We start from the raw sequence: 24,800 nt of genomic DNA, 5'->3' as shown, positions 1-24,800 counted from the left end.
CTGTTATTCGGGGCTCCAGGCCTCGTAGTCTTTGCGCTCCACCGGGTCGGGCCGGCGCAGCGACCCTGCCGGGGTATAGGCCAAAACTGTCCCTGTCAGGTTTTCCTGATGCGGTTTTTCCCAGGACTTATGAGGCAGCGGCTTATCGGTTGGAGGTTCATCCCAAGTGCGATGCAACCAGCCATGCCAATCGGGATCAACGCGGCTGGCTTCGGCCTCACCATTGAAGATCACCCAGCGTTTGCTGTCATCTGCGTTGCGATAGAAGACGTTGCCTTCGTTATCCTCACCAACTTTCACACCTTTTCGCGCGGTATAAATCTGGGTGTTCAAGGTTGCTCCATTCCACCAGGTCACGGCCCGCAAAAGAGTGTTCAGAATGCCCATCAGGTGCCTCCGGCAAAGTGCTCGGCAATGGTATGGACCAAAGGCGCGCTAAGGTCCAGTACTACAGAAATCATCAGCGTTTTTCCGGCAACGCGGCCGTTACTTCGATTTCAATACGATCCTGTGGCGTAATCAGATTGCATTCAATGACTGTCGCTGCTGGAGGGTTGACGCCAAAGGCCTCTTTTAGGAGAGGCCAGCATTGTTCAAATTCTGACATATCAGGCAGGTAATAGTTTACGCGCACAACGTCTTTAAAACCTGCGCCCGCCTCAGCCAGAGCTTTTTCGATAGCGTGCAATGACGATTTGCATTGAGAAGCGATATCTTTCGGGATTTTTTCACCTTGCGCACACGTCCCTGCCACAAATACGAAGCCATTCGCTACCACCGCTCGGCAGTACCCAACCTTCTCTTCATACTCTCCGCCAGAATGAATTCTTCTAATCATTTAACCCTCCTACACTGAAAAACGGCACGGGTTTGCCGTGCCGTTGCATCAATTCGGTCGAACTGTTCAGCCAGCTGACGCAGATTCTGCCGCCTCGGCGTAGATGATCAAAGGTTGCGCAACAGAGGTCACAGCTTCTTCGTTCACGACCACCTCGGTCACGTTCTTCATGCCTGGTAATTCGAACATCGTGTCCAGCAAGATATCTTCGAGGATCGACCGCAACCCGCGCGCGCCGGTCTTGCGTTCGATTGCCCTTTTGGCAATCGCCTTCAGCGCATCATCGGTAAAGGCCAACTCGGCGTCTTCGAGTTCGAAGAGGCGTTGATATTGCTTGACCAAAGCATTCTTGGGCTTGGTCAGAATGGTGACAAGTGCGTCTTCGTCCAAGTCTTCCAAAGTTGCCAGAACCGGCAAGCGGCCAACAAATTCCGGGATCAGGCCGAATTTCAGTAGATCCTCGGGTTCCAACTCCTTGAATATCTCACCCACGCCGCGATCATCGTTGTCGCGCACATCAGCACCAAAGCCCATGGCCGAGCCCTTGCCACGCTGTGCAATAATCTTGTCCAACCCCGCAAAAGCGCCGCCGCAGATAAACAAGATGTTGGTCGTGTCCACCTGCAGGAACTCCTGTTGCGGGTGTTTGCGCCCCCCCTGGGGCGGCACACTGGCCACGGTGCCTTCCATCAGTTTCAGCAGTGCTTGCTGCACACCCTCACCTGACACGTCACGCGTGATCGAAGGGTTTTCTGATTTGCGCGTGATCTTGTCAACCTCGTCAATATAGACGATCCCGCGCTGTGCGCGTTCAACATTATACTCGCTGGCCTGCAGCAGTTTGAGGATGATGTTCTCGACATCTTCACCCACATAACCTGCCTCGGTCAGCGTGGTTGCATCTGCCATGGTGAAGGGCACATCCAGAATGCGCGCCAGCGTCTGGGCCAGCAATGTCTTGCCGCAGCCCGTAGGGCCGATCAGCAGGATGTTGGATTTGGCGAGTTCAATATCACCGCCAGCCTTCTGTGCGTGGTTCAGACGCTTGTAGTGATTGTGGACCGCAACTGAGAGAACGCGCTTTGCCGTGGCCTGACCGATGACGTAGTCGTCCAGCACCTCACAAATGTCCTTGGGCGTCGGCACCCCATCAGAAGATTTCAGCCCGCTGGCTTTGGTCTCTTCCCGAATGATGTCCATGCAAAGCTCGACACACTCATCGCAAATGAAAACGGTCGGGCCTGCGATCAGCTTGCGCACCTCATGCTGGCTTTTTCCACAAAAGCTACAGTAGAGCGTGTTCTTGCTGTCACCGCCTGAATTCGTCGCCATGATCTACCTTTCGGGCTTCGTCCACACGCCCCATCCTGAGGTCGCGCTTGCGCATGTTCATGCAGCTTAGGCCAGCACTGTGGCGGCTACAATCTCAAAAATGCGCCCGACGCCGATGGCGCCAGGCATGTTTCTTAGGCTTCTTCCGTGTCCATCTTGGCGCGGTTCTCGACGATCTCGTCGATATGGCCCCAATCTTTCGCCTCTTCCGGGCTCATAAAATTGTCACGATCCAGCGCTTTTTCAACCGCCTTTTTTGTCTGCCCTGTATGGCGCACATAGATATCATACAGGCGATCTTTCAGTTTCTGCGTCTCGGCCGCGTGGATCATGATGTCGCTGGCCTGACCCTGATAGCCGCCGCTGGGCTGGTGCACCATGATGCGGCTGTTGGGCAGCGAAAAGCGCATTCCCTTCTCACCACCGGCCAGCAACACCGACCCCATCGAGGCCGCCTGACCGATCACCAATGTCGAACATTTCGGCTTGATGTACTGCATTGTGTCGTAAATCGACAAACCGCTGGTCACCACGCCACCGGGCGAATTGATGTAAATCGAGATTTCCTTGTTCGGGTTTTCCGCCTCAAGATGCAGCAGCTGCGCCACCACAAGATGGCTCATCCCGTCATGGATCGGACCGTTGATGAAAATGATCCGCTCTTTCAGCAGACGCGAGAAAATGTCATAGGCGCGCTCACCGCGGCTGGTCTGCTCGACAACCATGGGGACAAGCGTATTCATATAGGTGTCTACGGGATCGAACATTCTTAACCTGCCTGCTTTGCTATGGATCGGGAGAGTATCCCAACAAGTGTTACCCGAGTCTTAGTGTTGCCTTTGGGGGGCTGCAAGGGGTGCGCCTCACTTCGCAGGTCGATTGTGAGATTGTTGATCGCTGGCGTTGCCTCAGGCCATATTCAACCGGGCTTGCCGCTTTTGTTACGAACAGCGTTGCTGATGCTGGTCCCGCTTGTGAAAAGGTGCTACCGAAATCATGATCGACCACCAAGGAGACGAGTATGATCCGAGCAATCCTGATTGGCCTGAGCCTGTTTGCCCTGACCGCCTGCGAAACCGCCAAAGGCGCGGGCAAAGATATCGAAAACGCCGGGGATGCAATCCAGAATGCGGCCACTGAGGTTCAAGAGAACATCTGACCGGCCCAGTATATTGCGGAGCCGCCCCAAAATTCATCAACATATTGTTGATCTCCTGATCCAAAGCCACTAGTCTTGCGCTACAGGTGCATAGACGCGGCATTGCATCATCTGACGCAAAGACGGGGTTCTTTCGTTCGCACGAAGGAACCCCGTTTCCATTCGAAGGGGTCTTGAATGATGCCTGTATGGAACCAGAATAGGAAAAGGCGTCAGGTGCGCAGACGCGGTCTTTGCATGTATCCTTGCGGACACTCCTGACGCCTTGCCGGGTCAGCACACCCCGAAGGGCACCCTGATCCAGTTGCCTCAGCCCCTTTCGAAGCTGCGACTGCCGTTTCGACCCGAAGGCCGTCACAGCGCACAAGATCCATTTTGAGAAGCTGATCTATCAACCCGGGATCTGACACCCAACTCGACTGTCCAGCAACCGGTAAACCCCTGCAAATCCGCGTAAATCCTAAAATCCACCCGATCCTGCGTTGGCCCCTGGCCCTTGCGCCCCGCTGCCTGTTCCGAGGAAGTGCTGCGGTAACCTTACTGTTACATTGACGCCCAATACCGGCAAGAAAATAGCACTGCAGCATGAAAATTAGACGGGGATAACCTGTTGATATCCGCCGGGAGGACGATGTGGATAAATCGAGAAGTTTTGCAAACTGGCCTGCTTGCGCGTGGAAAACTCCGAACAGATCGAAAACGCGCAAATTTCAGGCAATGCTGCACCTGCGAAGGCCATGTTCAATCGCAAACCGACGAATCCCGCTTTGGTTGAGCCCGAATCGAAAAGCGCCCAGCCCTGCGGATTGGCGCTCTGAGAAGCGTCCCGACCTGATCATAAATACCTACTAAACGCTGCCCGCTTAGGCAGCTGGTACCCCCTACTCTCGATCAGGCCGGAGACGCTCCGGTTCGCCTGTCAGTCCAGAACAGTGCTGTAGGTCGTTCTGATCCGCAGGCTACGGCGTAAATCCCCGCTGCCCTGTTAAACAGATTGGAAGGGCACCTGCCGGTTACAACTTTTCTAAGGAAAGCTTCATCTGCGCTTCAGCGCGGCTTTAGTCGCTGACAGCGGTCGATCATCAGAACTGAGGGCCGCGACCGACCCGAGGGGAGGCGCAAACGCGCCGCCCCATGGGGGCGGGTCGGCGCGGCCCGGCGGTGCCGCCGGGCGGGTGGATGAAACTTAAGCTCCTAGCCAATGTGACTTCACCAGAGAATCAAGTTGAACATTAGTCGAACAAAAACGATGGAAAACAGAAATTCAGATAAAGTCCATGTATTCTATTTGACACTATATATTGATTGGACTCGATATTATTTACCATATATATATCTTGAGTCCCCAATTTTATCCACAGAGACTTTACCCGTTGCCATTCTTGGCGTCGAAGTCTAATCTAGTCTCAAGAGGATTTGATGATGAGTAATGAACTTGATCTTTGGCAATACTTAGAGCAACGCGAAGAAATGATCGTTCGCAAGCGCAAAGAGCTACTAGTTGAACTAGAAGCGCTTCGCAAAATGCGCGCGAACTTGGAAAACACTCAGCGCTCCAAAGACGATGAAGATCAGCGTGAAAAACTGACAATCAAAGAGATGATACGCAACGTCCTCGCCCGCAATCCCGAAGGGGGAACTTCGGATCAGATCATCCATTGGATAAGTCAAATGCACAACGCCGAAGTCGCTCGCACTAGCCTGTCTCCACAACTATCGCGCCTAAAAGCAGACGCAGAGGTTAGCTTGGACGAAGGTACAGGAAAGTGGAGTTTAACGGATCCAGTTATGGCACTATCCCAACGTGCGCTTTTGGAGAGATCTAGAGCCAATTTGGAAAAAGAAATGCAAGACTACAGACCACGGTATCAGAGCTACCCAAGGAGGAAGTAAGAAACAGACTCACAAATAGAAAAGGCCAGCCAAAAGGCTGACCAATCCTATCAACTGGCGAGAATCTCTCGAAGTCGATCTAGCAATTCAAGCTTCGCTGATTTTCGCCTAAATTTCAACTGCCGCCAATCATGAAAGGATTGAGGGATGGCACGTTACTACGTGAACAAAAATCAGCAAGCGAATGGCGACCATGAAGTCCATAAAACCGGATGCAGCTGGATGCCGCAGCCTGAAAATCGGATTTACCTTGGCGAGTTCGCCACATGTGGTCCGGCCGTAGCAGCTGCACGCCACTACTACAGTCAAGTTAACGGTTGCTACTATTGCAGCCCCGCTTGCCACACCAGCTAAGGAGAAAATCATGGCTACTAACCCGCCATCAGGTGACGGGCGTCGAAAGGGAATGGTCAAAGGCCGCTCTCAAACCAAAACGCCATCCGGCCACTATGTGAAGCGCGACACCTCAAATGGTCGCTTCATGGACGTCAAAACCTCCGACAAGAAACCCTTCAAGGGTGTTCGGAAGGAAAAGTAGTGGGTTGAGCGACGGCGGTCGCTCCCCCAACCCACCGTGTGGGCACGCAGTTGGCTGCGCCAACCGCTTTCGCCCACCCGCCGCAAAAATGGCCAGCTGTTAACTGTCCATCTTCAAAGCGGAAATAAACGCCTCCTGCGGGATATCGACCTTCCCGAACTGGCGCATCTTCTTCTTACCCGCCTTCTGCTTGTCCAGCAGTTTGCGTTTCCGCGTGGCGTCGCCTCCGTAGCATTTGGCGGTCACGTCCTTGCGCAGCGCCGAGAGGGTCTCGCGGGCGATGACCTTGCCTCCGATGGCGGCCTGGATCGGGATTTTGAACATGTGGCGCGGGATCAGGTCCTTGAGCTTTTCGCACATCGCCCGGCCCCGCATCTCGGCCCGGTCGCGGTGAACCATGGTCGACAGCGCGTCGACCGGTTCGTCATTCACCAGCACCGACATCTTGACCAGCGCGTCCTCGGTATAACCGGTCATCTGGTAGTCGAAGCTGGCATAGCCCTTGGTCACTGATTTCAGGCGGTCGTAGAAGTCAAAGACAACCTCGTTCAGCGGCAGGTCATAGACGACCATGGCGCGGCTGCCCGCATAGGTCAGGTCCAACTGGATGCCGCGGCGGTCCTGACACAGTTTCAGCACGTCGCCGAGGTATTCATCCGGAACCAGGATGGTCGCCTTGATGCGCGGCTCTTCGATATGGTCGACCTTTGAAGGGTCGGGCATGTCGGCGGGGTTGTGCAGCTCGATCATTTCGCCGTCTTTCATGTAGACGTGATAGATCACCGAGGGTGCGGTGGTGATGAGCTCGATATCATATTCGCGTTCGATGCGGTCGCGGATGACCTCAAGGTGCAGAAGGCCGAGGAAGCCGCAGCGGAAGCCAAAGCCAAGTGCGGCCGAAGTTTCCATTTCAAAGCTGAAGCTGGCGTCGTTCAGCGCCAGTTTGTCGATCGCATCGCGCAGGTCTTCGAATTCGGCCGAGTCCACGGGGAAGAGACCGCAGAACACCACCGGCTGCGCGGGTTTGAACCCGTCCAGCGCGATTTCAGTCCCGTTGCGGTCATTGGTGATCGTGTCACCGACGCGGGTGTCGCGGACCTGTTTGATCGAGGCGGTCAGGAAGCCGATCTCACCGGGGCCGAGGCTGTCAACCATCTCCATCTCGGGGCGGAAAACGCCGACGCGGTCGACATGATGCAGGGTGCCGTTCGACATGAACTTGACCCGCATGCCCTTTTTCAGCGTGCCGTCCATAATGCGGACCAGAACGATCACGCCGAGATAGGCGTCGTACCACGAATCCACCAGCATCGCCTTGAGCGGCGCGTCGAGATTGCCTTGCGGTGCGGGCAGTTGCTGGACGATGGCTTCGAGCGTCTCATGAATGCCCTGCCCGGTCTTGGCGCTGACCTGAATTGCGTCGGTCGCGTCGATGCCGATCACGTCCTCGATCTGTTCCGCCACGCGGTCACAATCGGAGGCAGGCAGGTCGATCTTGTTCAGAACCGGCACGATCTCATGATCGGCGTCGATGGCCTGATACACGTTCGCCAGCGTCTGCGCCTCGACCCCTTGGGTCGAGTCAACGACCAGCAGCGAGCCCTCGACCGCGCGCATGGACCGGCTGACCTCGTAGGCAAAATCCACGTGGCCGGGGGTGTCGATCAGGTTCAGCACGTATGCCTCGCCATTGTCGGCGGTATAGTCGATGCGAACCGTGTTGGCTTTGATGGTGATGCCACGCTCCCGCTCGATATCCATGCTGTCGAGCAGCTGTTCCTTCATGTCGCGATCCTTGACCGTTCCGGTCTCTTGGATGAGCCGGTCAGCAAGGGTGGATTTGCCATGGTCGATATGCGCGACGATGGAGAAATTGCGGATATGAGCGAGGTCTGTCATGAGTTGGGGATATGTAGAGGAATCGTGGGTTGGTCAAGGTGGCAACAATTGGTATCTTGATGTTCATAATATTGAAGTTAGTAAATGGACAGTTTTGAAGAAATTGGAGAACTTTCAGCATCGTTGACCGAAGAGCAAAGACTAGTGCTTGCAATTCGTTCAATCCTGAGAACTTTTGATACTGCAGATGCCAAAACGTGGTCTTTAAATAAAACCAACTTGTTCTCGCTTAGAAGGATTCTAACGGTTGTAGCCTATGCAGCTACACGCGACCGTGTCTTAAGGGATAAAATTACGAACTTGGGCAGCAGCGTTCGACCAAAGATATCACCAACCGGATTAGATCGTCTCGTGCATGTAATGTCTAATTATGCATTGAGAGCAGCGATCACTCCCAGCCCCAATTTGCTGCGAATAATCGAGCAGGATCGACAGTATTATTCAACATACATTACCGACATGGGAGCTAATGTAGCAGACGAACGTCACCGAAGGGCTGCCCACCTAGCGGAGCTTACAGAAGACTATGTTCAACTATCACAAGGAGGCAGGGCCGACGGAGTAATTTATTCTCCACTTTGGCGCGACCAAGCCAGCAAGTTGACCCATTTTGAACCCTTACTGACCCGGTCAGCCGACTACGACACTGCTGAATTTTGGAGCAATTGGTACCTCAGCTTGCTCGATGGAGCCCCAATCAACTGGGACATTCAATTCAGTATTGCGATGATCGACAATGTAGTTTGGAAGCGTGGCCCCGAAGCAATAGCCATAGAAATTCGACAGATTATGGCGATGGCTCTCTCGAAGAGCCTGCCTCAAGCAGAGAACGTTGAGCTGAATCCGACAACTAATAAGTTTCGCGCAGTCCCAATACCTGTTTTAAACGAACCGCTTGTTACATCACTGTTAGCTAATGTTTCGGATGCACTGGACGATGCCCTGCAAGGGGCCAACGGAATTTCTGAAAGATCAAGCGAGCACCGCAAGATTACGCGAGCTGTCACCCGTTACAGCAACAATCCGCAGCAAGCAGAATTGACGCTAACCTTAGTTGCCAAGGGGCTAAGGCGACAAATACATGTAAGCAACGAGTTGCCCGACAGTGAAGACAATCTCGCGCTTCTTGAAGCGGTTGAGGAAGGTGTGCGTGGTATTCGGGCAAATCACCCGGAAGTATTGGCCAATCGTGAACAGTTAGCGCTGCAGACGTTTTCAGAACTCGACGATGACGCGAAAAGCTTGTTGCAAAAAGCAAAACCTGTGTTGATCGATTTGAGTGAAGGAGATTTGGCAGATGATTTTGCTGAGGATATTCCATCTCTAGTCAACGATAGTCTACTCCCGTTGCCGGTTGGTGCACCACCTCTGCACGGTGCTGACGCAGCAATACGGGTTTTTAATCGAGCGTCGAAAATGAGTCTCCTGATAGATAAGGCGGCGGAATTTCATGATAGCAAGGGCAACAAGACAGTACGACTCGCGATGCAAGCCGGCGGCGCGACGGGAATGTTGTATGCGGTCGTGCAACTCGGTTTGAAAATTTTTGGTGTCCTCTGAAAAGAAATCAACTGATGCAATTTTTGTGAATTGATCCACATCCTCGAATGATTCATACTCTGCCGCAGACCGAGAGGGGCATAAGACCCGTCCGGGCAGGCAAAAAACGAGGCTCGAGTATGAAACAGTTCCTCCTCATCGCATTCTGTGCGGCATCGCTGACGGCGGTGGCACCGGCGGCAGACGCGTCGCAGATCAAACGGGCGTGTCTGGCCTCAGACCGTCAGGCGGCGACACGTGATCGTTGCAGTTGCATTCAGCGTGTAGCCGATCAGGCGTTGACGCGCAGTGATCAGAAGACCGTGTCGAAATGGTTCGAAGACCCCCATCAGGCGCAGCAGTTGAAGATGTCGCAGACCGCGCGCGATGATGCGCTGTGGGATCGGTATCAGAACTTCGGCCAGATGGCGCAGGCGATCTGCAGCTAACCCCTGTCAGTCCTTGACCTGATGCACGCTGCGCCCCAGAAATGGCGCAGCGAAAGGTATGTGCGATGGTGATGAAAGGGCTGACCCTGCGGGGCCTAGAGGTGTTTGAGGCTCTTGCGCGGACCGGATCGGTGGCGCAGGCGGCCAAGATCACGGGGCTCAGCCAGCCCTCGGTTTCCCAGCAATTGCGCAATCTGGAAAAGGCCTTGGGCACCGATCTGGTCGATCACGGGCGGCGGCCGATGCGGCTGACCCAAGCCGGGCGCAGCTTTCTGACCCGCGCGCAGGCAGTGCTGGGTGAATTGCAGATGGCACAGAGCGAGCTGACGGTAATGGATCTGGGGCATCTCACCACCTTGTCCATCGGTCTGATCGACGATTTCGACAATGACCTAACACCTCGGCTTGCGACACTGCTGGCTGACAGCCTGACCCGATCAAAATTCAAGCTGATCACCCTGCCCAGTCTGGACCTGTTTGCCGAGTTGGACGCACAGCGCCTGCATCTGGCCGTTTCCGCCCATAGCGGCGAAGTGCTGGAAGGTGTTATTGAATATCCGTTGGTGCAGGATCCATTTATACTGGTCGCCCCGGCTGGCGCGGGTGATGCGCAGACCGTCGTGCAGGACCTGCCTTTTCTGCGCTATGCGCGCGAGCAGCTGATCAGTCGCCAGATCGAAGGCCACCTGGCACGCCAGCAAGTTGAATACGAAGAACGGTTCGAGATCGGCTCACACCTGGCGTTGATGGCGATGGTTGCGCGCGGTCTGGGCTGGGCGATCACAACGCCGCTGGGCTATATGCGCGCGGCGCGGTTTCACGAAGAGATGCAGGTCCATCCCTGTCCGTTTGGCGCATTTGCCCGGACCATTTCATTGTTCACCCGCACGGACTGGTCAGATCAGGTGCCGCAAGAGGTGGCAGGCATGATGCGGCGGCTGATGCAAAGCCAGATCATTGACCCGGCGACGGCGAAACTGCCCTGGCTCAGTGATCAATTGAAGGTGCTGGACGATCCATCCAGGTGATCGGCAAGCCCAGCGACGGCGATCTCGATCAAGTCCAACGCCCCGTCAAAATCCCGCGTATAGTAAGGATCTGGTACGTGATCTGCACCGGCCTGAGGAGCGAACTCTGTCAGCAGCCGAACGGGCGTGTTGTTTCCATCCGGCCTAAGGGCCTCGATATTCGCGATATTGTCGGCATCCATTCCTATGATCAGATCGAACTGATTAAAATCCTTAGCCACAAACTGCCTTGCGCGAAGATCACCCAGTTCGACATCGCGGGCGCGAGCCGCAGATAGCATGGGACCATAGGGCGGGCTGCCAATATGCCAGCCCGCGGTTCCGGCACTGTCGGTTGTATGATGTGGGGCGTTGGCGCGAAACACGCCTTCGGCCGCAGGTGACCGACAGATATTGCCCAAACACACAAAGAGGATACGCTGTGTCATAAGCAATCTTCTACCGCGCAGAGGGCACATGGAAAAGATCGTCATTCTCACCGGAGCAGGCATTTCCGCCGAAAGCGGGCTCAGCACCTTTCGGGATGAAGGCGGGCTTTGGGCACAACACAGGATCGAAGACGTCGCGACGCCCGAGGCGTTTACCCGGAATCCGGCTTTGGTTCAGGGGTTCTACAATGCCCGCAGGGTTCAGGCTGTTCAGGTCCACCCCAATGCCGCGCATAAGGCCCTTGCCCGGTTGCAACAGGATTGGTCCGGCGATGTGGTCATCGTCACACAAAACGTAGACAGTCTTCACGAGGCTGGCGGCGCTTCAGGGGTGATCCACATGCATGGTATCCTGTCTGGTGCATTGTGTGGGGATTGTGGCCATCGGTGGACAGCACCGCCAGAAATGGCCCCTGATGAGCCCTGCCCGGCCTGCAATGCCCCATCCGGGCGGCCCGATATCGTCTGGTTCGGTGAGATGCCGTATCATATGGACCAGATTTTCGATCATCTCGCCACCGCTTCGATCTTTGCCGCAATCGGCACGTCTGGTCAGGTCTACCCCGCCGCCGCTTTTGTACACGAAGCACACGCAGCCGGGGCGCATACCGTTGAGATCAATCTGGAGTCGACAGGCGGTGGTTTCGATGACCGCCTGCTGGGCAAAGCAACCGAAACCGTGCCAAAATGGGTTGATCGGTTGCTGATGACAAAGACATAAGAGGCAAATCGCACTAACACATGCATCACCTCATTCAGGGGAAACCACACCATGACAGATCAAGACCCAAGAATCGGTGAAATTCTCGACGATGGCAGCATGGCCAATCGCGACCGGCTCAGCGCTCAGCTGTCCAGTCTTTGGTGGACCTTCTTGGTTCGCAGTGTTTTGGCCGGTGCTGTTGGCATTGCCGCGCTGTTCTGGCCCTCTGGCAGCATTGCTTTGCTGCTGCGCTTGGTTGGTGCTTTGCTGATCATTGATGGCGGGTTGACGCTGCTGGGGGTCGGCCGCAGAGGCCTGTTGGGCGGCGCAGCGATCGGCGCGGTGTTGATCGGCCTGATTTTGCTGATTTGGCCCGAGGGCACAGTAAAGCTGGCCTTCTTCCTGTTGGGGGCCTGGGCGTTGATCATCGGCATTGGCTCTCTGGCCGCGTCACAGCAAATGAATGAGCGCGATCCGCAACGCCGCTCGATGCGCGGCTCTGGGATTGCGGCGCTGATCGTGGGCCTCGTGCTTATGATCTGGCCCGCCATTGCTCTGGACGCGCTAGGATGGGCGATTGCCTTTTCAGCGCTTGCCATTGCAGTTGTCATGTTCTGGCTGGCAAATCGTCTGCGCAGCGCCAACGACCGGGTCGGCATGAAGACCATTCATCGCTAGGAACTAACACGAGCTACACTGCAAGCAGGCCGGGCATTGCCCGGCCTGACGCATGGATGACGGCCGCAAAGCGGCCCGAAGACAGGCGTTGCTGCTAGTTCGAATGGGATCCGTGATCGTGGCCATGCTTGTCCTGGCGCTCCAGATCCACCGGAACGTCCAGCACGATCTCTCCGGCCTGCTCAAACACCAGCGTAACAGGCACTGTTGCACCGTGCTCGAACGGGGCTTTCAATCCCATCAGCATTACATGCGCACCACCGCGCTTGAGCATGTAGGTCTCGCCTGCCGGGATGGCAAAACCTTCCTCAACATGGACCATCTGCGCCACGCCATCATCGTTGATCTTATGCGTGTGCAATTCTACCCGGGCTGCGGCATCTGATGTTGCGCTGATCAACCGATCATCCGTATCGCCCTGGTTCTCGATCATCATAAACGCCGCCCCTGCCTTGGCAGTTTTGCCGGATGAACGGGCGTAGGCATCGTCAACCACGATCTGGCTGTCAGCAAGGACCGGAACGGCCAGAAGGACAGTTGCAAAAGTGGCGAACAGGGTTGTTTTGAGGGACATTGCGCCTCTCCTTATCTGTTTGGTGGTCTGAAAAACTATCGTGGGGTCAGACCAAGACGGGAGGCGCGCGCGCAGGTGTGTCCGGGACGGGAGGGGCAATAAGATTGCCCTTATCGCGCGATGGCGCGGGAGGCCGTTGAACCGAAGCATCGGGTTGCGCGGGTTGCGCATCTGCGACCGCCCCCAACAAGGTCAGCGCATAGTCGGGACAGTAATGTGGTGGGGCTGTTGGCTGTCCGTTGGCGTCAACATAAACAACAACGGGGCCGTTTCCGGTACACAGGACCATCTGGCCTGTGGCCATATCTACGCCGCGCGACACCGCAAGGCTCTGCCCGGTCAGAACCAGCAGCAGAGACACAATTATCGGCAGAAACTTATGTAACGTAGATCTCATCGTGACCCGCATATAGGCCAGACAGATGAAACGCTTCAAGCGCCAAACAGTCGCGCTTGAAGCGTCTCTTAGTAATCCAGCCCAGGCCGTTTAACGGCCCCTTTGGTCAGACTGGTATGGGAGCGATTCACCTGACGCTGAATGCGCGTGCAGGCCAAAATAGATTTTTTGAAAACGGTCGAAAGCAACAGGAAAATATAGAAACTCTTTAACGACATCACTCGGCCCCCGCCCAAAGAATGCAATCAAAATACGCATTGTGTCCTCGCGCGTATGTGAACTATTTCACGGTTGTTACAATTTATTTCAATTTTTTCACCCCAAGCAGAATCGCAAAATGAAAAACCCCGCACCAATCGGGTACGGGGTCATTCAAACCGTAGGTAATGAGAAGGTTACGCCGACGCTTGCGCCTTGACGATTTCCTTTTTCACTTTCAATGCGTTCGTAGACAGATCCTCGTCCTTGGCTTTGGCCAGGAACGCGTCCAGACCACCACGGTGGTCGACAGAACGCAGCGCAGCCGCCGAGATACGCAGCTTAACGCCACGACCCAGAGTTTCGGACTGCAGGGTGACGTCGTTCAGATTCGGCAGAAAACGACGACGAGTTCTGTTTTTGGCGTGGCTGACATTGTTGCCAGTCATCGGGCCTTTTCCGGTCAGTTCGCAACGGCGCGACATGGTTTCTTCCTTTGTTTCTGGAGGCCGGGCAAAACGCCTGCGGCCAAATCACAAGGGGCGCAACCCGAAGTCGCGCCCGAAAACTGGTTGGATGCGTGTAGTGGGAATCGCAGGTAGGGTCAAGACAGGTTAGGCGGAATATTTGCACCCCCTGTATCTTCCCCGAACGCAGGCGCGCCCGGCGCATGCAACAGCGGTTTGTTGTTCTTCAAATGACGCGAAACCAGCTTGGCCTGCAACTTGCCACGCGGGATCAGCCGCGCCGGGTCGGGGCTGTGATCGTGATCCGCCAGTTCTGGAAATATCTTGAATATCTCACGCCGCGCGGCGGTGCTGAGCGATTTCAACGCCTCAGGCCCAGTATACAGGCTCTCGCTCGGGGCGCCTTCGGCATAGATAACCTCGTGACGGTCAAACAGCAGGTGAAAATACTCGACTGATTGCACGTCGTGATCAACGTAGATACCCGGCAAAGAGGTCAGTTTGATCGCCGGAATCAGAACTTCAGTCGCGCCAAACATGCGTTGCGCGATTTTGGATTGAACCAGCATCCGATGCTGGCGCGAGACCAGCAAATCGCGGTTTGGCACCCCCTGTCCCAGAGCACCCGCCACGATGCGCACCGGGCGTAATTTAGGGTCCTGCTCAAGGTCATGGGTTGTGAACGCCCGCTGTCCGGCCCAACGCACAGTTTGTGACCCCAGACCGACCGTCCGAACCCGATCCCCGGCCTCGATGTTCTGAATAGGGCAAAGCCCGCAATCCGTCGCGATCAGAGTATCGCGGGTAAAGCACGGAAACCCGGCACCATTTTCGAACCCTGTATACGTGACCGTCGTTCCGGACGGCAGGGTAAACGACCCGCTGGACAGCGAATAACTGGTGCCTGCCTCGACCGTGATTGTGCCAAACGTGCTGTCGGTGATCACGGTACCTTCAGGCAGGTTCAGCGTATCGGTACCCCCCCCGCCGTCGACTGTACCTGACACATTGGTGCTTTGGAAATCCAGCGTATCGTTGCCATTCCCCAATGCGATACTGCTGATGTCGGACCCACGCACAACGACGGTATCCGCGCCCCCTCCGGCATTCAGTGTTCCAACTGTGCTGCCGGTGATGGTGATGTCGTCACCACCCCCGTTGCCACGTACAACTCCGACAACCGTGCTGTTCGTGACGGTGATCTGGTCGCTGCCACCACGGCCGCGAATATTATCGATCGGCGTACCCTGAGGCGTTCCATTCAACGTCCCGTTGTCACCGGTAACGTCGATTATGTCATTGCCGTTGGTACCCCTTATATTGGGCATGGTCCTCTATTCCCAAGCAACAGGCAGGTCTAAGATAGCAACCATTTACACGACCAGATCGGCATGATCGGATACAATACACACCCATAGTGCGATGAGACGCCGCGCGCATCAAGGTCCAGGTCAAAACGCCCGAACACTGATCAGGTGGCGGAGAGTTTTGACAACATATGCCGCGCGGCGACCGTGGGGCTGAGCGTACCTTGGCCCACCTCCGTGCTCAGCTCATCCATTTCCTGGCGTGCCTCGGGCGTGTCCAGGCGGGCCAGCAGGGCATGCCGAACCTCTTGATCGAACCAGTAGCGGGCCTGCGCAGCCCGGTTTGTCGTCCAAAACCCGTTGTCCCGTCGCCATTGGCTGAGCGACTGTATCTCTGACCAGGCTTGATCAAGGCCATGTTCTTCTATGGCTGATACTGTCATCGCTTTGGGAAACCCATCCGGGTCCTGTGGGCGTTTGCGCAACAGACGCAGGGCACCGGCATAATCCGCGCAGGTGCGCGTTGCCGTCGCCTTCAGGTCGCCATCTGCCTTGTTGATCAGGATGATATCCGCCATCTCCATGATACCGCGTTTTACGCCCTGCAACTCATCCCCGCCCGCCGGAGCCAACAACAGCAGGAACAGATCGGAGAGTTCAGACACCACGGTTTCCGACTGGCCAACGCCCACGGTTTCGATCAGCACGACATCATATCCTGCCGCCTCGCACAGCGCGATGGCTTCGCGCGTGCGACGGGCAACGCCCCCCAGCTGGCTTTGGCTGGGCGAGGGTCGGATAAAGGCATTTGGGTCACGGCTCAGACGTTCCATCCGGGTCTTGTCACCCAGGATCGATCCCCCTGACCGGGCCGAGCTTGGATCGACCGCAAGAACAGCAACGCGCAGCCCCTGACCCGTCAACATCATGCCAAAGCTTTCGATGAAGGTGGATTTCCCCACGCCCGGTGTCCCCGACAGGCCAATGCGCAGCGATTGCCGGCCAGATTGCGCCAGATAGTTCAGCAATTCCGAAGCCTGTTCCCGATGATCTGCACGGATGCTTTCGACCAGCGTGATTGCCCGGGCAAGCGCACGCCGTTCCCCGTTCAAAATGCTGTCACCTAGGCTGTTTATGTCCATCTTGACCCCGATCTTTTGCGGCATCTCTACTTGCCGCGGCCTATGGCGATTTGTCCAGCCCGGACCCTTCAGGAATTTTGTCCGATGACGATTGTTCGAAAGAGACTGCTACTTTTGATCCTGCTCTGTCTGCCGGTTTCGGCGGCGGCCGAGCAAAGCCGCTTTGCCCTGCGCGCGCTTGGGGTGAAGGTGGGCGAGATGGTGTTGGCCTCAGATGTAACGCAAAGCCGTTACGCCGTGACCGGCCAGCTGTCGACCACCGGATTAGTCGGCACCCTGAAGCGCATTCGCTTCATACTTGAAACGCAGGGAAGACGCGAAGGCAGCAGGTTCATGCCCGCCCTGTATGTCGAGGACATGGATACCGGCCAACGCGAATCGCGCGTCCGGCTTGAATACAATGGCGGTGTAGCGCGGGCCAGCGGGCCCGAGATTGAGAACCGCAGCCCTCACGCGGTAACCGACACGCAACAACGCGGCGCGGTTGATCCTCTGACCGGTATTTTCGTGGTGCTGCGGGATCAGGACCCCGAGGACCTGTGCACCTTGCGCCAGAAGATCTATGACGGAGAAAGGCTGACCGAGATTTCGCTGACGCAGCGCAACGATAGTGCCGGTCACGTCAGATGCAGCGGAGCGTTTAGGCGCATTGCCGGGTACGCGCCGGGCGATCTGCGGCAGGGCAGCCGGTTTCCCATAACGGTGACTTATGCACGCGTCGGCTCCATTATGCGAGCTGTGAGGGTCGAGGCGCAGACGATATATGGTGCCGCCGTCATTCTGAGAAAATAGCGGGAACTGGACCTCTGCAAAGACATCGCGGATAAAGCCCGCATGACGACACTGCCGATTGACGATGCTATTCCCGAGATGCTGGACGCCCTAACAAACCAGCGACGGGCTGTTCTTCAGGCCCCGCCCGGCGCGGGCAAGACCACGCGTGTCCCCCTGGCAATGCTCAAGGCCGGGTTGTGCACCGGCAAGATCATCATGCTGGAACCGCGCCGTCTGGCAGCCCGCGCAGCGGCTGAACGCATGGCGGAAACGCTGGGTGAACGCGCGGGGCAAACCGTAGGGTACCGGGTTCGCGGTGATGCCAAAACCTCGAACACCACACGGATTGAGGTCGTGACCGAGGGTATCCTGACCCGGATGCTCCAATCTGATCCTGATCTTCCAGGGGTTGGGGCCGTGATTTTTGATGAGTTTCACGAACGATCCCTGAATGCTGATCTGGGTCTGGCGCTGTGCCTTGAGGTCGCCGGGGCGCTGCGCGATGACCTTATCCTCGTGGCAATGTCGGCCACGCTGGATGCTGAGCCGGTCGGGCGGTTGATGGAGGCCCCTCTTGTGACCTCGGAAGGGCGCAGCTATCCGGTTGAAACCCGCTGGCTGAACCGTCCGCTCGGCCCACAGGCCAGACGGTTGGATGCGCTGATTGATCTGGTTGAAACGGCTGTGTCCGAAACACAGGCGATTGGTGGCGGCGTTCTGGTTTTCCTGCCCGGTGAAGGTGAAATCCGACGGGCCGAAGCCGCGCTGAACCAGCGTCTGCCGAAGAATTGCACTCTGCGCCCGTTGTTCGGCGCCCTGCCCTTTGCTGCCCAGAGCGCGGCCATAGCGCCGGTTGAGGCTGGCCGCAAAGTGGTGTTGGCAACGTCGATTGCCGAAACCTCGCTGACCATTCCCGACATCCGCGTGGTTGTGGATATGGGTCAGGCACGGCGGGCGCGGTTCGATCCGGGCTCTGGCATGTCGCGGCTGGTAACCGAACGCGTTACAAGGGCCGAGGCGACGCAGCGGGCTGGTCGTGCGGGCCGTGTCGCCGAAGGGGTCTGCTATCGGTTGTGGTCAAAGGGCGAGGAAGGTGCCTTGCGTGCCTATCCTCCCGCAGAAATCGAGGCCGCGGATCTGACCGGAATGGCGCTGGAACTTGCCTTATGGGGCGCAGATGCAAGCGATCTTGCGTTTCTGACCCCTCCGCCTGATGGCGCGTTGTCCGAGGCGCGATCCCTGTTGCGGATGCTGGGCGCGCTGGATGACAAAGGACGTATCACAGATCACGGGCGGCGTTTGGCCACCCTGCCTCTGCACCCGCGTCTGGGCCATATGCTGGCTCGTGCCGGGACACAGGCAGCCCCGCTGGCCGCGTTGCTGGCCGAACGAGACCCGCTCAAGGGCGCCCCGACCGATCTGACCCTCAGGATGGCTGCGATACGCGATACGCGGGGCTTTCAAAGGGATAAGCCCTGGCAGCTCAACCCAAGCGTTGTGGATCGGATCAAGGGTGAAACGAAACGTCTGCGCCCGATGATCGAACCTCAGAACGGCAAGCACAGCGCCGCCGCGATGGCGGCGCTCGCCTATCCCGACCGGATCGGACAAAGACGCAAAGGGGATGCGCCGCGCTATGTCCTGTCGGGTGGCAAAGGCGTGGTGCTGGAAAACGACGATACTTTGGCCGCTGCGCCCTATCTTGTTGTGCTCGACACCGATGGGAACCCGCGCGAAGCCCGCGTGCGGATGGCTGTGCAAATTACCGAACGCGACATCCGCGACCAGTTCGCCGACCAACTGTGTTGGGTTGATACCTGCGCCTGGTCCAAGCGCGAACGGCGCGTGATCGCCCGACAGCAGGAACGGCTTGGCGCCATCACCCTGAGCGACCGCCTTTGGAAAGACGTTCCCGATGACATCGCTGCACAGGCCATGCTGGACGGCGTGCGCGATCTGGGGTTGCGTCTGGAAGGCGCCGCCGCGCGTTTTGCGGCACGGGTCGAACTGGTACGCGCCGATGGAGTTGATCTGCCGGATTTTTCAATCGATGGGCTGATCTCCTCTCTCGAAGATTGGTTATTGCCCATGCTGTCCGGCGTGCGCAGCGCCGAAGACTGGAAACGCTTTGACCTACTACCCGCGCTCCGGGCGCGGCTGGATTGGGTGCAGATACAAGAGTTGAACAAGCGCGCGCCGGGGTCTTTCACCACGCCATTGGGACGCAAGGTGCCGATTGACTATGGCAGTGACGTACCCGAAATCGCTGTTCGCCTACAGGAGCTTTTCGGGGTTGCGCAACATCCCCTTGTCGCGGGCGCTCCGCTTAAGATCACCTTATTGTCTCCCGCGCAGCGCCCTATTCAGATCACGCGGGATCTGCCCGGGTTCTGGGCCGGGTCATACGCGGATGTACGCAAGGATATGCGGGCGCAGTATCCAAAACATCCCTGGCCCGAAGATCCGACCCAAGCTGACCCAACCCTACGTGCTAAACGCAGAACAAGCTGAACCGGATGTCAGGCATTGCCAAAATCCCACAAAAAGACACAAATTTCCTTAAAAACAGACCAAAACTTAGTCTTTTGGTCACAGATTTGTTGAAAACTCTTGGTCCAATGGTTACCTGAGCGGACTAGAATAGTGAAAAAGAACCTGAAAATCTGACTATGTCAAATTGGTTTCGCAACATATGGGAAGAGGTCGCAAGACCCCTGTTTCTGCGCCCCCGCCGGGTGCAGTTCGCAGCCCTGTGCACGCGGCAAACCGATGCGGGCCCTGAGGTTTTGTTGATCACCAGCCGCGATACTGGGCGTTGGGTGATCCCTAAAGGTTGGCCGATCGACGGGTTGGATGGCGCGGAAACTGCGGCTCAGGAAGCATGGGAAGAGGCTGGCGTTCGGGCGGACAAGGTCGACAAGACCCCTGTTGGCCAGTTCAGCTATGACAAGATCCTCAAAGATGGTTCCGCGCAACCGGTTTTGGCCAGCGTCTTCCAGATTTCGGTTGACGCATTGGCGGATGACTTCCCCGAAATTGGCCAGCGAGAGCGCGATTGGTTTGCACCTAAAACGGCGGCCACACTTGTCAGAGAACCCGAATTGCAGGCCCTGCTGCTGAAAATTTAACACAGACCCGGCGAAGTCAGTCCGAACAGGTTGCCCCCACAATGGGAAATCGCTAGCCCTGTGCGACCAACCCAAGACTGAAACCGAGTTGATGCCCGAGCCTAGCCCCAAAACACGCTGGCAGGCGCTGGATAGCGACCTGCACCGGATATCGCGCGTTGAGACTGCAAACTCTCATGTTGCGCGACGGCTATTGGCGCCCGGCGTTGCACTGGCGTTCATGGCCTTGGCAGGGCTGACCGCCGCGGTGTTTTTCGGCAAGGCAGACGGCGCGTTGGTCGTTGTCGCGGCGGCGATTTTCGGGGCCTATATGGCAATCAATATCGGCGCCAACGATGTGGCCAACAACATGGGGCCAGCCGTGGGGGCCAGCGCACTGACCATGGGAGGTGCGATTACAATCGCCGCCATCGCCGAAAGCGCGGGCGCCCTGTTGGCAGGGGGCGATGTTGTTACCACCGTTTCACAGAACATTATTGATCCAGATGCCCTGCACAGCGCCTCGGCCCTGATTTGGGCCATGATGGCTGCCCTGATCTCGGCCGCACTTTGGGTCAATCTGTCCACCTGGATCGGCGCGCCGGTCTCCACAACCCATTCGGTCGTGGGCGGCGTCATGGGGGCAGGTATTGCCGCCGCCGGCCTGGCCGCCGTCAACTGGAGCACGATGAGTGCCATTGCCAGCAGCTGGGTGGTTTCTCCGCTCCTCAGCGGCGCGATTGCCGCCGGGTTTCTTGCGCTCATCAAGGTCACAATTCAGTATCAGGACGACAAGATCGAGGCCGCCAGGCGCTGGGTACCCATACTGGTCGCGATTATGGCCGGGGCGTTTACCACCTATCTGGCCGTGAAAGCAGTCGACAGGGTCGTGCAGATCGATCTGAGATTGGCGCTTGTGATGGGCCTAGCGATTGGCGTGCTGGTCTGGGTGATCACCGTGCCCTGGGTGCGCCGCAAATCCGAAGGCATGGAAAACCGCACAAGGTCTCTGAAATCCCTGTTTGGATTGCCGCTGGCCATCTCGGCCACATTCCTCAGCTTTGCGCATGGGGCCAATGACGTGGCCAACGCTGTGGGCCCACTTGCGGCAATCGTTTACGCAGCCGAATTTGCCAGTTTCGCAGACAGCGTCTCGATCCCTATTTGGGTGATGTTCATCGGAGCGTTCGGCATCTCCTTTGGTCTGTTCCTGTTCGGCCCCCGGCTGATCCGGATGGTCGGCAGTCAGATTACAAAGCTGAATCCGATGCGTGCGTTTTGCGTGGCCCTTGCCACGGCAACAACCGTCATCCTTGCAAGCTCGCTGGGATTGCCTGTCAGCTCAACCCATATTGCGGTCGGCGCCGTGTTTGGGGTTGGGTTTTATCGCGAATGGCATCTGGACCGGCGTTGGAAAAGCTCAAACCGTCAACGCCCCCGTGAAACGCGACTGGCGCGGGAAGAACGCCAAAGGCGCAAGCTGGTCCGGCGGTCGCACTTCATGACCATCATCGCCGCTTGGGTCGTGACGGTGCCTGCAGCCGCAACCATGTCGGGACTGATCTACCTGCTTCTGACCGCCTTTGCCTAGGGCCGTATGTCCTGTGGCCGCATGGGTGACTTGGGCCACTGTTTGATCAAATCGGACACGCGATTGCAAATTGGTGTCGGCGTTCCCGTTTGTTGCGCGAGGCGCATGATCTCACCCTGAAGGCTATCAATTTCCGTTTTACGGCCCTGCATCAAGTCATAGGCCATTGAGGTGCGCGCGGTTGGATCAATTGTCAGCATTTTTGATGCAACACGCATGAAGATCGGCGTCGGAAGGCGCAGGATGAAAGGTGTCAGGCTGGCTGGCAACGGTGTCGTCGATGCGACCGGCTTACCGGCGGTTTTTAACGCCGCCAATGCCTCGGCCATCTGATCGGCCATCAGGCGGCGCCATTCCCGATTTTTTAGCTGATCCACCAATGTCAGCCCCGACAGGGCGTTCAGCGCATTGTTCAGATTGATGACCAGTTTGCCCCATTGAACCGCCTCGATCTGATCGCTTGCCGAGATTGGCAGATTAGGGCTGTTCAGGTGTTCAGCCAGGTTTCCGGGGCCGGTCTGAACTACGATGTCACCGGATGTCGCACAGTGGTAAGTTGCGCGTTCAGTCGGCACCACGTTAAAGGGCACCATGCCCGCGCGCACATCGTAGCCCGGCAAAGCTGCGCTGAGGGTTCGGGCATTCTGCATCCCATTTTGCCAAGATAGAACGGGCACCTCTTGTGTCGCATGGGCAGCAATCAGATCTGCCATTTCAGGCGTGGCCCCTGATTTTACCGTCACGATGATAGCTTCGGCACGACCGAGGCACGCGGGATCATCGCTCAGACTAAGCTTCTGTGCGGGCAGATGGCGATGCAGCCCCGCATAGTTGGTGACCGTCAGGCCCTGTTCCCGAATCGGATTCAGTACCCGGGCACGCCCAAGCAATGTGACCTCATGACCGGCTTCAGCCAGCAACGCGCCGCAATAGCATCCGATACTGCCAGCCCCAGCGATGACAATCTTCATGGTGGTCCCTCCGCTCTGGAAAGGATCACCGGGTTCTCAGCCTGGGACAAGCCCATCGCCCAATGACGTCGCGTTCACCGTGCCAGGCGGGGTTTGGTGCGTCCCAATTCCTCTGAAATCGGAATGAACTCCTGATCATCCCCGGGCGGCAGATGGAATGCGCCATTGGCCCAATCTGCGGTTTTCCATTCGCGTGTTGCGGTTTCGATCTTCTCTTTCGATGAGGACACAAAGTTCCACCAGATATACCGCTCCTCATTCAGTGTCGCCCCGCCCAACAGCATGAGCCGCGCGCCAAGAGGCCCCGCCGTGACCGAAAGCTTGTCTCCGGGACGGAAAACCATCATGCGCCCCGCGTCGAACCTATCTCCGGCGATCTCAACCTGACCTTCGGTGACATAAACGCCCCGATCTTCATGATCGTCGGGCAGCGGGAACGATGCGCCGGGGTCGATCTCTACATCCAGATAGAAGGTTTCAGACAGCATGGTCACCGGGCTTGTCTCACCATAGGCTGAACCCAGGATCAGCCGCGCGCTGACCCCGGCATCCTGAATATGAGGCAATGCAGCCTGTTTGTGGTGCTCGAAATCAGGGGCCATGTCCTCATGTTGTTCTGGCAGTGCGATCCAGGTCTGGATACCGAACAGACTGTTTCGCTTGCCTCGGGTCTCATCGCTGGTGCGTTCTGAATGGGTCACGCCGCGCCCGGCAACCATCCAGTTGACCTCACCCGGATAGATCATCTGGTGGGTTCCCAGACTGTCGCGGTGCTCGAACTCACCCTGATAAAGATATGTCACAGTCCCCAGTCCGATATGGGGGTGCGGGCGCACGTCAATCCCGCCTTCGGTGATGAATTCAGCCGGGCCCATTTGGTCGAAGAAAATGAAGGGCCCCACAAGTTGCCGCTGAACCGAAGGCAAAGCTCGGCGCACTTCGAACCCTCCCAAGTCGCGTGCGCGCGGGATGATCAAAGTGTCCAATGCCGGGTTTTCGGAAAGGCATTCGGGATTGTGGGTCGGGTTCCAACTCATTCCTTTTCTCCCAGTCAGGCGGCCTGCGGGCCGGGTTGCGTTCGCAGATGTGAATGTATAGCCAAAGTGGTACAAGAAAGGCGCATCAATGCACAGTTTCGGTGCGGAGAGATGTCAGTGTTGGCGACAAGCGCTGACCCTCACAGAGGCGTGAGGCGAAACCCAGCGATTCCAATCGACGCGACCTCGGAATCGCTCGCGCATGTGCTATCTTTGGATATTGAGGCCATTGAACGCAGGACTGCATCAGGTTCGATAGGAGAGCATCCATGACCCATTTACTGATCACGCGCCGGAACCTGATCGCTACCGGAACAGCCGCGTTGGCAGGCGGATTTACACCGGCGCTGGCGGCCGGGGTTGATCCTACGCCATCGATGCGCGGCGGGTCCAACAACTATCGTCCGGGCGCTCCGATCGTTGAACGGATCGGTGGTGGTGGCTTCTGGATGACAGGCACGGTGCGTCGCGCGGGCGACGGAGCGCCCCTGCCCGATCAACGCATCCAGATCTGGGCGCATACCACCGAAGGGCACGAGCGCGATCCCCAAAGCCACGGCGCGACCCTAACGGATGCAAATGGTGAGTTCCGGCTGGAAATGCCACAAATCGTTCCCGCCTTTGGTCAACCGCATGGTCACCTGGCCTATGACAGTGGCACATACGAGACTGTGTTCCTACGCCCAGTGATGTCCAGTTCGAAGGACAAAACACTGGCTGCACATTTCGTGTTGCAACCAATCTGACCTTC

At 57.1% G+C, this 24,800-nt stretch carries 26 protein-coding genes; 13 read left to right on the top strand and 13 right to left on the bottom strand.

Translation table 11 applies throughout. The features are described 5' to 3' along the window. Nucleotides 1–3 precede the first annotated feature (3 nt). From AC2FGE_RS00470 to AC2FGE_RS00455, 4 genes are all read right to left on the bottom strand, one after another. Nucleotides 4–387: an NADH:ubiquinone oxidoreductase subunit NDUFA12 gene (locus AC2FGE_RS00470; protein ID WP_496817257.1), complete on the bottom strand. Its 384-nt coding sequence runs from the start codon at nt 385–387 to the stop codon at nt 4–6. A gap of 73 nt (nt 388–460) precedes the next feature. Continuing rightward, a complete protein-coding gene (locus tag AC2FGE_RS00465; RefSeq protein ID WP_496817256.1) occupies nt 461–838 on the bottom strand; it encodes a RidA family protein in 378 nt (125 codons plus the stop codon). Nucleotides 839–904: 66 nt separating this feature from the next. Further along, the gene (gene clpX / locus AC2FGE_RS00460) at nt 905–2,170 is read right to left on the bottom strand and encodes an ATP-dependent Clp protease ATP-binding subunit ClpX (protein ID WP_496817255.1); all 1,266 of its coding nucleotides are present in this window, start codon (nt 2,168–2,170) and stop codon (nt 905–907) included. A 134-nt stretch (nt 2,171–2,304) separates the two neighbouring features. Further along, nucleotides 2,305–2,937: an ATP-dependent Clp protease proteolytic subunit gene (locus AC2FGE_RS00455; protein WP_170530866.1), complete on the bottom strand. Its 633-nt coding sequence runs from the start codon at nt 2,935–2,937 to the stop codon at nt 2,305–2,307. Nucleotides 2,938–3,191: 254 nt separating this feature from the next. Here AC2FGE_RS00455 and AC2FGE_RS00450 point away from each other — a divergent pair, with 254 nt between their 5' ends. From AC2FGE_RS00450 to AC2FGE_RS00440, 3 genes are all read left to right on the top strand, one after another. After that, complete coding sequence (locus tag AC2FGE_RS00450; protein ID WP_353006163.1) at nt 3,192–3,329, top strand: entericidin A/B family lipoprotein; 138 nt, start codon at nt 3,192–3,194, stop codon at nt 3,327–3,329. 1,422 nt (nt 3,330–4,751) lie between these two features. Then, nucleotides 4,752–5,222: a hypothetical protein gene (locus tag AC2FGE_RS00445; RefSeq protein ID WP_496817254.1), complete on the top strand. Its 471-nt coding sequence runs from the start codon at nt 4,752–4,754 to the stop codon at nt 5,220–5,222. A gap of 364 nt (nt 5,223–5,586) precedes the next feature. Then, entirely contained in the window at nt 5,587–5,760 is a 174-nt protein-coding gene (locus AC2FGE_RS00440) for a hypothetical protein (protein WP_496817253.1), read from the top strand. A 99-nt stretch (nt 5,761–5,859) separates the two neighbouring features. Here AC2FGE_RS00440 and lepA read toward each other — a convergent pair whose 3' ends face one another. Further along, the gene (gene lepA / locus AC2FGE_RS00435; protein ID WP_480826715.1) at nt 5,860–7,659 is read right to left on the bottom strand and encodes a translation elongation factor 4; all 1,800 of its coding nucleotides are present in this window, start codon (nt 7,657–7,659) and stop codon (nt 5,860–5,862) included. An 84-nt stretch (nt 7,660–7,743) separates the two neighbouring features. On the opposite strand from lepA, the gene AC2FGE_RS00430 reads away from it, so the two are divergent. From AC2FGE_RS00430 to AC2FGE_RS00420, 3 genes are all read left to right on the top strand, one after another. Continuing rightward, nucleotides 7,744–9,219, top strand: a complete 1,476-nt coding sequence (locus tag AC2FGE_RS00430) for a hypothetical protein (RefSeq protein WP_496817252.1) — start codon at nt 7,744–7,746, stop codon at nt 9,217–9,219. Between the two features lie 119 nt (nt 9,220–9,338). After that, a complete protein-coding gene (locus AC2FGE_RS00425) occupies nt 9,339–9,647 on the top strand; it encodes a hypothetical protein (RefSeq protein ID WP_496817251.1) in 309 nt (102 codons plus the stop codon). 65 nt (nt 9,648–9,712) lie between these two features. Continuing rightward, nucleotides 9,713–10,675, top strand: a complete 963-nt coding sequence (locus AC2FGE_RS00420) for a LysR family transcriptional regulator (RefSeq protein WP_496817713.1) — start codon at nt 9,713–9,715, stop codon at nt 10,673–10,675. On the opposite strand, the gene AC2FGE_RS00415 is transcribed toward AC2FGE_RS00420, so the two are convergent. Beyond that, nucleotides 10,642–11,103: a low molecular weight protein-tyrosine-phosphatase gene (locus AC2FGE_RS00415; RefSeq protein ID WP_496817250.1), complete on the bottom strand. Its 462-nt coding sequence runs from the start codon at nt 11,101–11,103 to the stop codon at nt 10,642–10,644. The genes AC2FGE_RS00420 and AC2FGE_RS00415 overlap by 34 nt on opposite strands. A gap of 28 nt (nt 11,104–11,131) precedes the next feature. Here AC2FGE_RS00415 and AC2FGE_RS00410 point away from each other — a divergent pair, with 28 nt between their 5' ends. Then, on the top strand, nt 11,132–11,824 hold the full coding sequence (locus tag AC2FGE_RS00410; protein WP_496817249.1) for an NAD-dependent deacylase: 693 nt from the start codon (nt 11,132–11,134) through the stop codon (nt 11,822–11,824). Nucleotides 11,825–11,875: 51 nt separating this feature from the next. Continuing rightward, a complete protein-coding gene (locus AC2FGE_RS00405; RefSeq protein ID WP_496817248.1) occupies nt 11,876–12,484 on the top strand; it encodes an HdeD family acid-resistance protein in 609 nt (202 codons plus the stop codon). A 94-nt stretch (nt 12,485–12,578) separates the two neighbouring features. Here AC2FGE_RS00405 and AC2FGE_RS00400 read toward each other — a convergent pair whose 3' ends face one another. The 5 genes from AC2FGE_RS00400 to meaB form a co-directional block, all read right to left on the bottom strand. Beyond that, on the bottom strand, nt 12,579–13,058 hold the full coding sequence (locus AC2FGE_RS00400; RefSeq protein ID WP_496817247.1) for a copper chaperone PCu(A)C: 480 nt from the start codon (nt 13,056–13,058) through the stop codon (nt 12,579–12,581). 46 nt (nt 13,059–13,104) lie between these two features. Next, nucleotides 13,105–13,455 (bottom strand): hypothetical protein, encoded by a 351-nt coding sequence (locus tag AC2FGE_RS00395; RefSeq protein ID WP_496817246.1) that lies wholly within the window; start codon nt 13,453–13,455, stop codon nt 13,105–13,107. Between the two features lie 395 nt (nt 13,456–13,850). Further along, complete coding sequence (gene rpmB, locus AC2FGE_RS00390) at nt 13,851–14,138, bottom strand: 50S ribosomal protein L28 (RefSeq protein WP_496817245.1); 288 nt, start codon at nt 14,136–14,138, stop codon at nt 13,851–13,853. A 119-nt stretch (nt 14,139–14,257) separates the two neighbouring features. Beyond that, complete coding sequence (locus AC2FGE_RS00385) at nt 14,258–15,448, bottom strand: Hint domain-containing protein (protein ID WP_496817244.1); 1,191 nt, start codon at nt 15,446–15,448, stop codon at nt 14,258–14,260. A 143-nt stretch (nt 15,449–15,591) separates the two neighbouring features. Then, entirely contained in the window at nt 15,592–16,569 is a 978-nt protein-coding gene (gene meaB, locus AC2FGE_RS00380) for a methylmalonyl Co-A mutase-associated GTPase MeaB (protein WP_496817243.1), read from the bottom strand. Nucleotides 16,570–16,653: 84 nt separating this feature from the next. On the opposite strand from meaB, the gene AC2FGE_RS00375 reads away from it, so the two are divergent. The 4 genes from AC2FGE_RS00375 (at nt 16,654) to AC2FGE_RS00360 (ending at nt 22,041) form a co-directional block, all read left to right on the top strand. Beyond that, on the top strand, nt 16,654–17,361 hold the full coding sequence (locus AC2FGE_RS00375) for a DUF3108 domain-containing protein (RefSeq protein WP_496817242.1): 708 nt from the start codon (nt 16,654–16,656) through the stop codon (nt 17,359–17,361). Between the two features lie 42 nt (nt 17,362–17,403). Further along, nucleotides 17,404–19,854: an ATP-dependent helicase HrpB gene (hrpB, locus tag AC2FGE_RS00370; RefSeq protein WP_496817241.1), complete on the top strand. Its 2,451-nt coding sequence runs from the start codon at nt 17,404–17,406 to the stop codon at nt 19,852–19,854. Between the two features lie 158 nt (nt 19,855–20,012). Then, nucleotides 20,013–20,471, top strand: a complete 459-nt coding sequence (locus AC2FGE_RS00365) for an NUDIX hydrolase (protein WP_496817240.1) — start codon at nt 20,013–20,015, stop codon at nt 20,469–20,471. A gap of 91 nt (nt 20,472–20,562) precedes the next feature. Then, entirely contained in the window at nt 20,563–22,041 is a 1,479-nt protein-coding gene (locus AC2FGE_RS00360; RefSeq protein ID WP_496817239.1) for an inorganic phosphate transporter, read from the top strand. Here the strand turns inward: AC2FGE_RS00360 and AC2FGE_RS00355 are convergent. Both AC2FGE_RS00355 and AC2FGE_RS00350 read right to left on the bottom strand, forming a co-directional pair. After that, a complete protein-coding gene (locus tag AC2FGE_RS00355; protein ID WP_496817238.1) occupies nt 22,038–23,012 on the bottom strand; it encodes a 2-dehydropantoate 2-reductase in 975 nt (324 codons plus the stop codon). The two genes, AC2FGE_RS00360 and AC2FGE_RS00355, sit on opposite strands and share 4 nt — an antisense overlap. A 74-nt stretch (nt 23,013–23,086) precedes the next feature. Further along, on the bottom strand, nt 23,087–24,049 hold the full coding sequence (locus tag AC2FGE_RS00350) for a pirin family protein (RefSeq protein WP_496817237.1): 963 nt from the start codon (nt 24,047–24,049) through the stop codon (nt 23,087–23,089). A 269-nt stretch (nt 24,050–24,318) separates the two neighbouring features. Here AC2FGE_RS00350 and AC2FGE_RS00345 point away from each other — a divergent pair, with 269 nt between their 5' ends. Further along, nucleotides 24,319–24,795 (top strand): twin-arginine translocation pathway signal, encoded by a 477-nt coding sequence (locus tag AC2FGE_RS00345; protein ID WP_496817236.1) that lies wholly within the window; start codon nt 24,319–24,321, stop codon nt 24,793–24,795. Nucleotides 24,796–24,800: the final 5 nt, after the last annotated feature.

It is taken from the genome of Ruegeria sp. YTSA075 (assembly GCF_059610245.1).
Note: the sequence above shows the minus strand (reverse complement) of the source record. Positions and strands in the feature narration are given on the sequence as shown.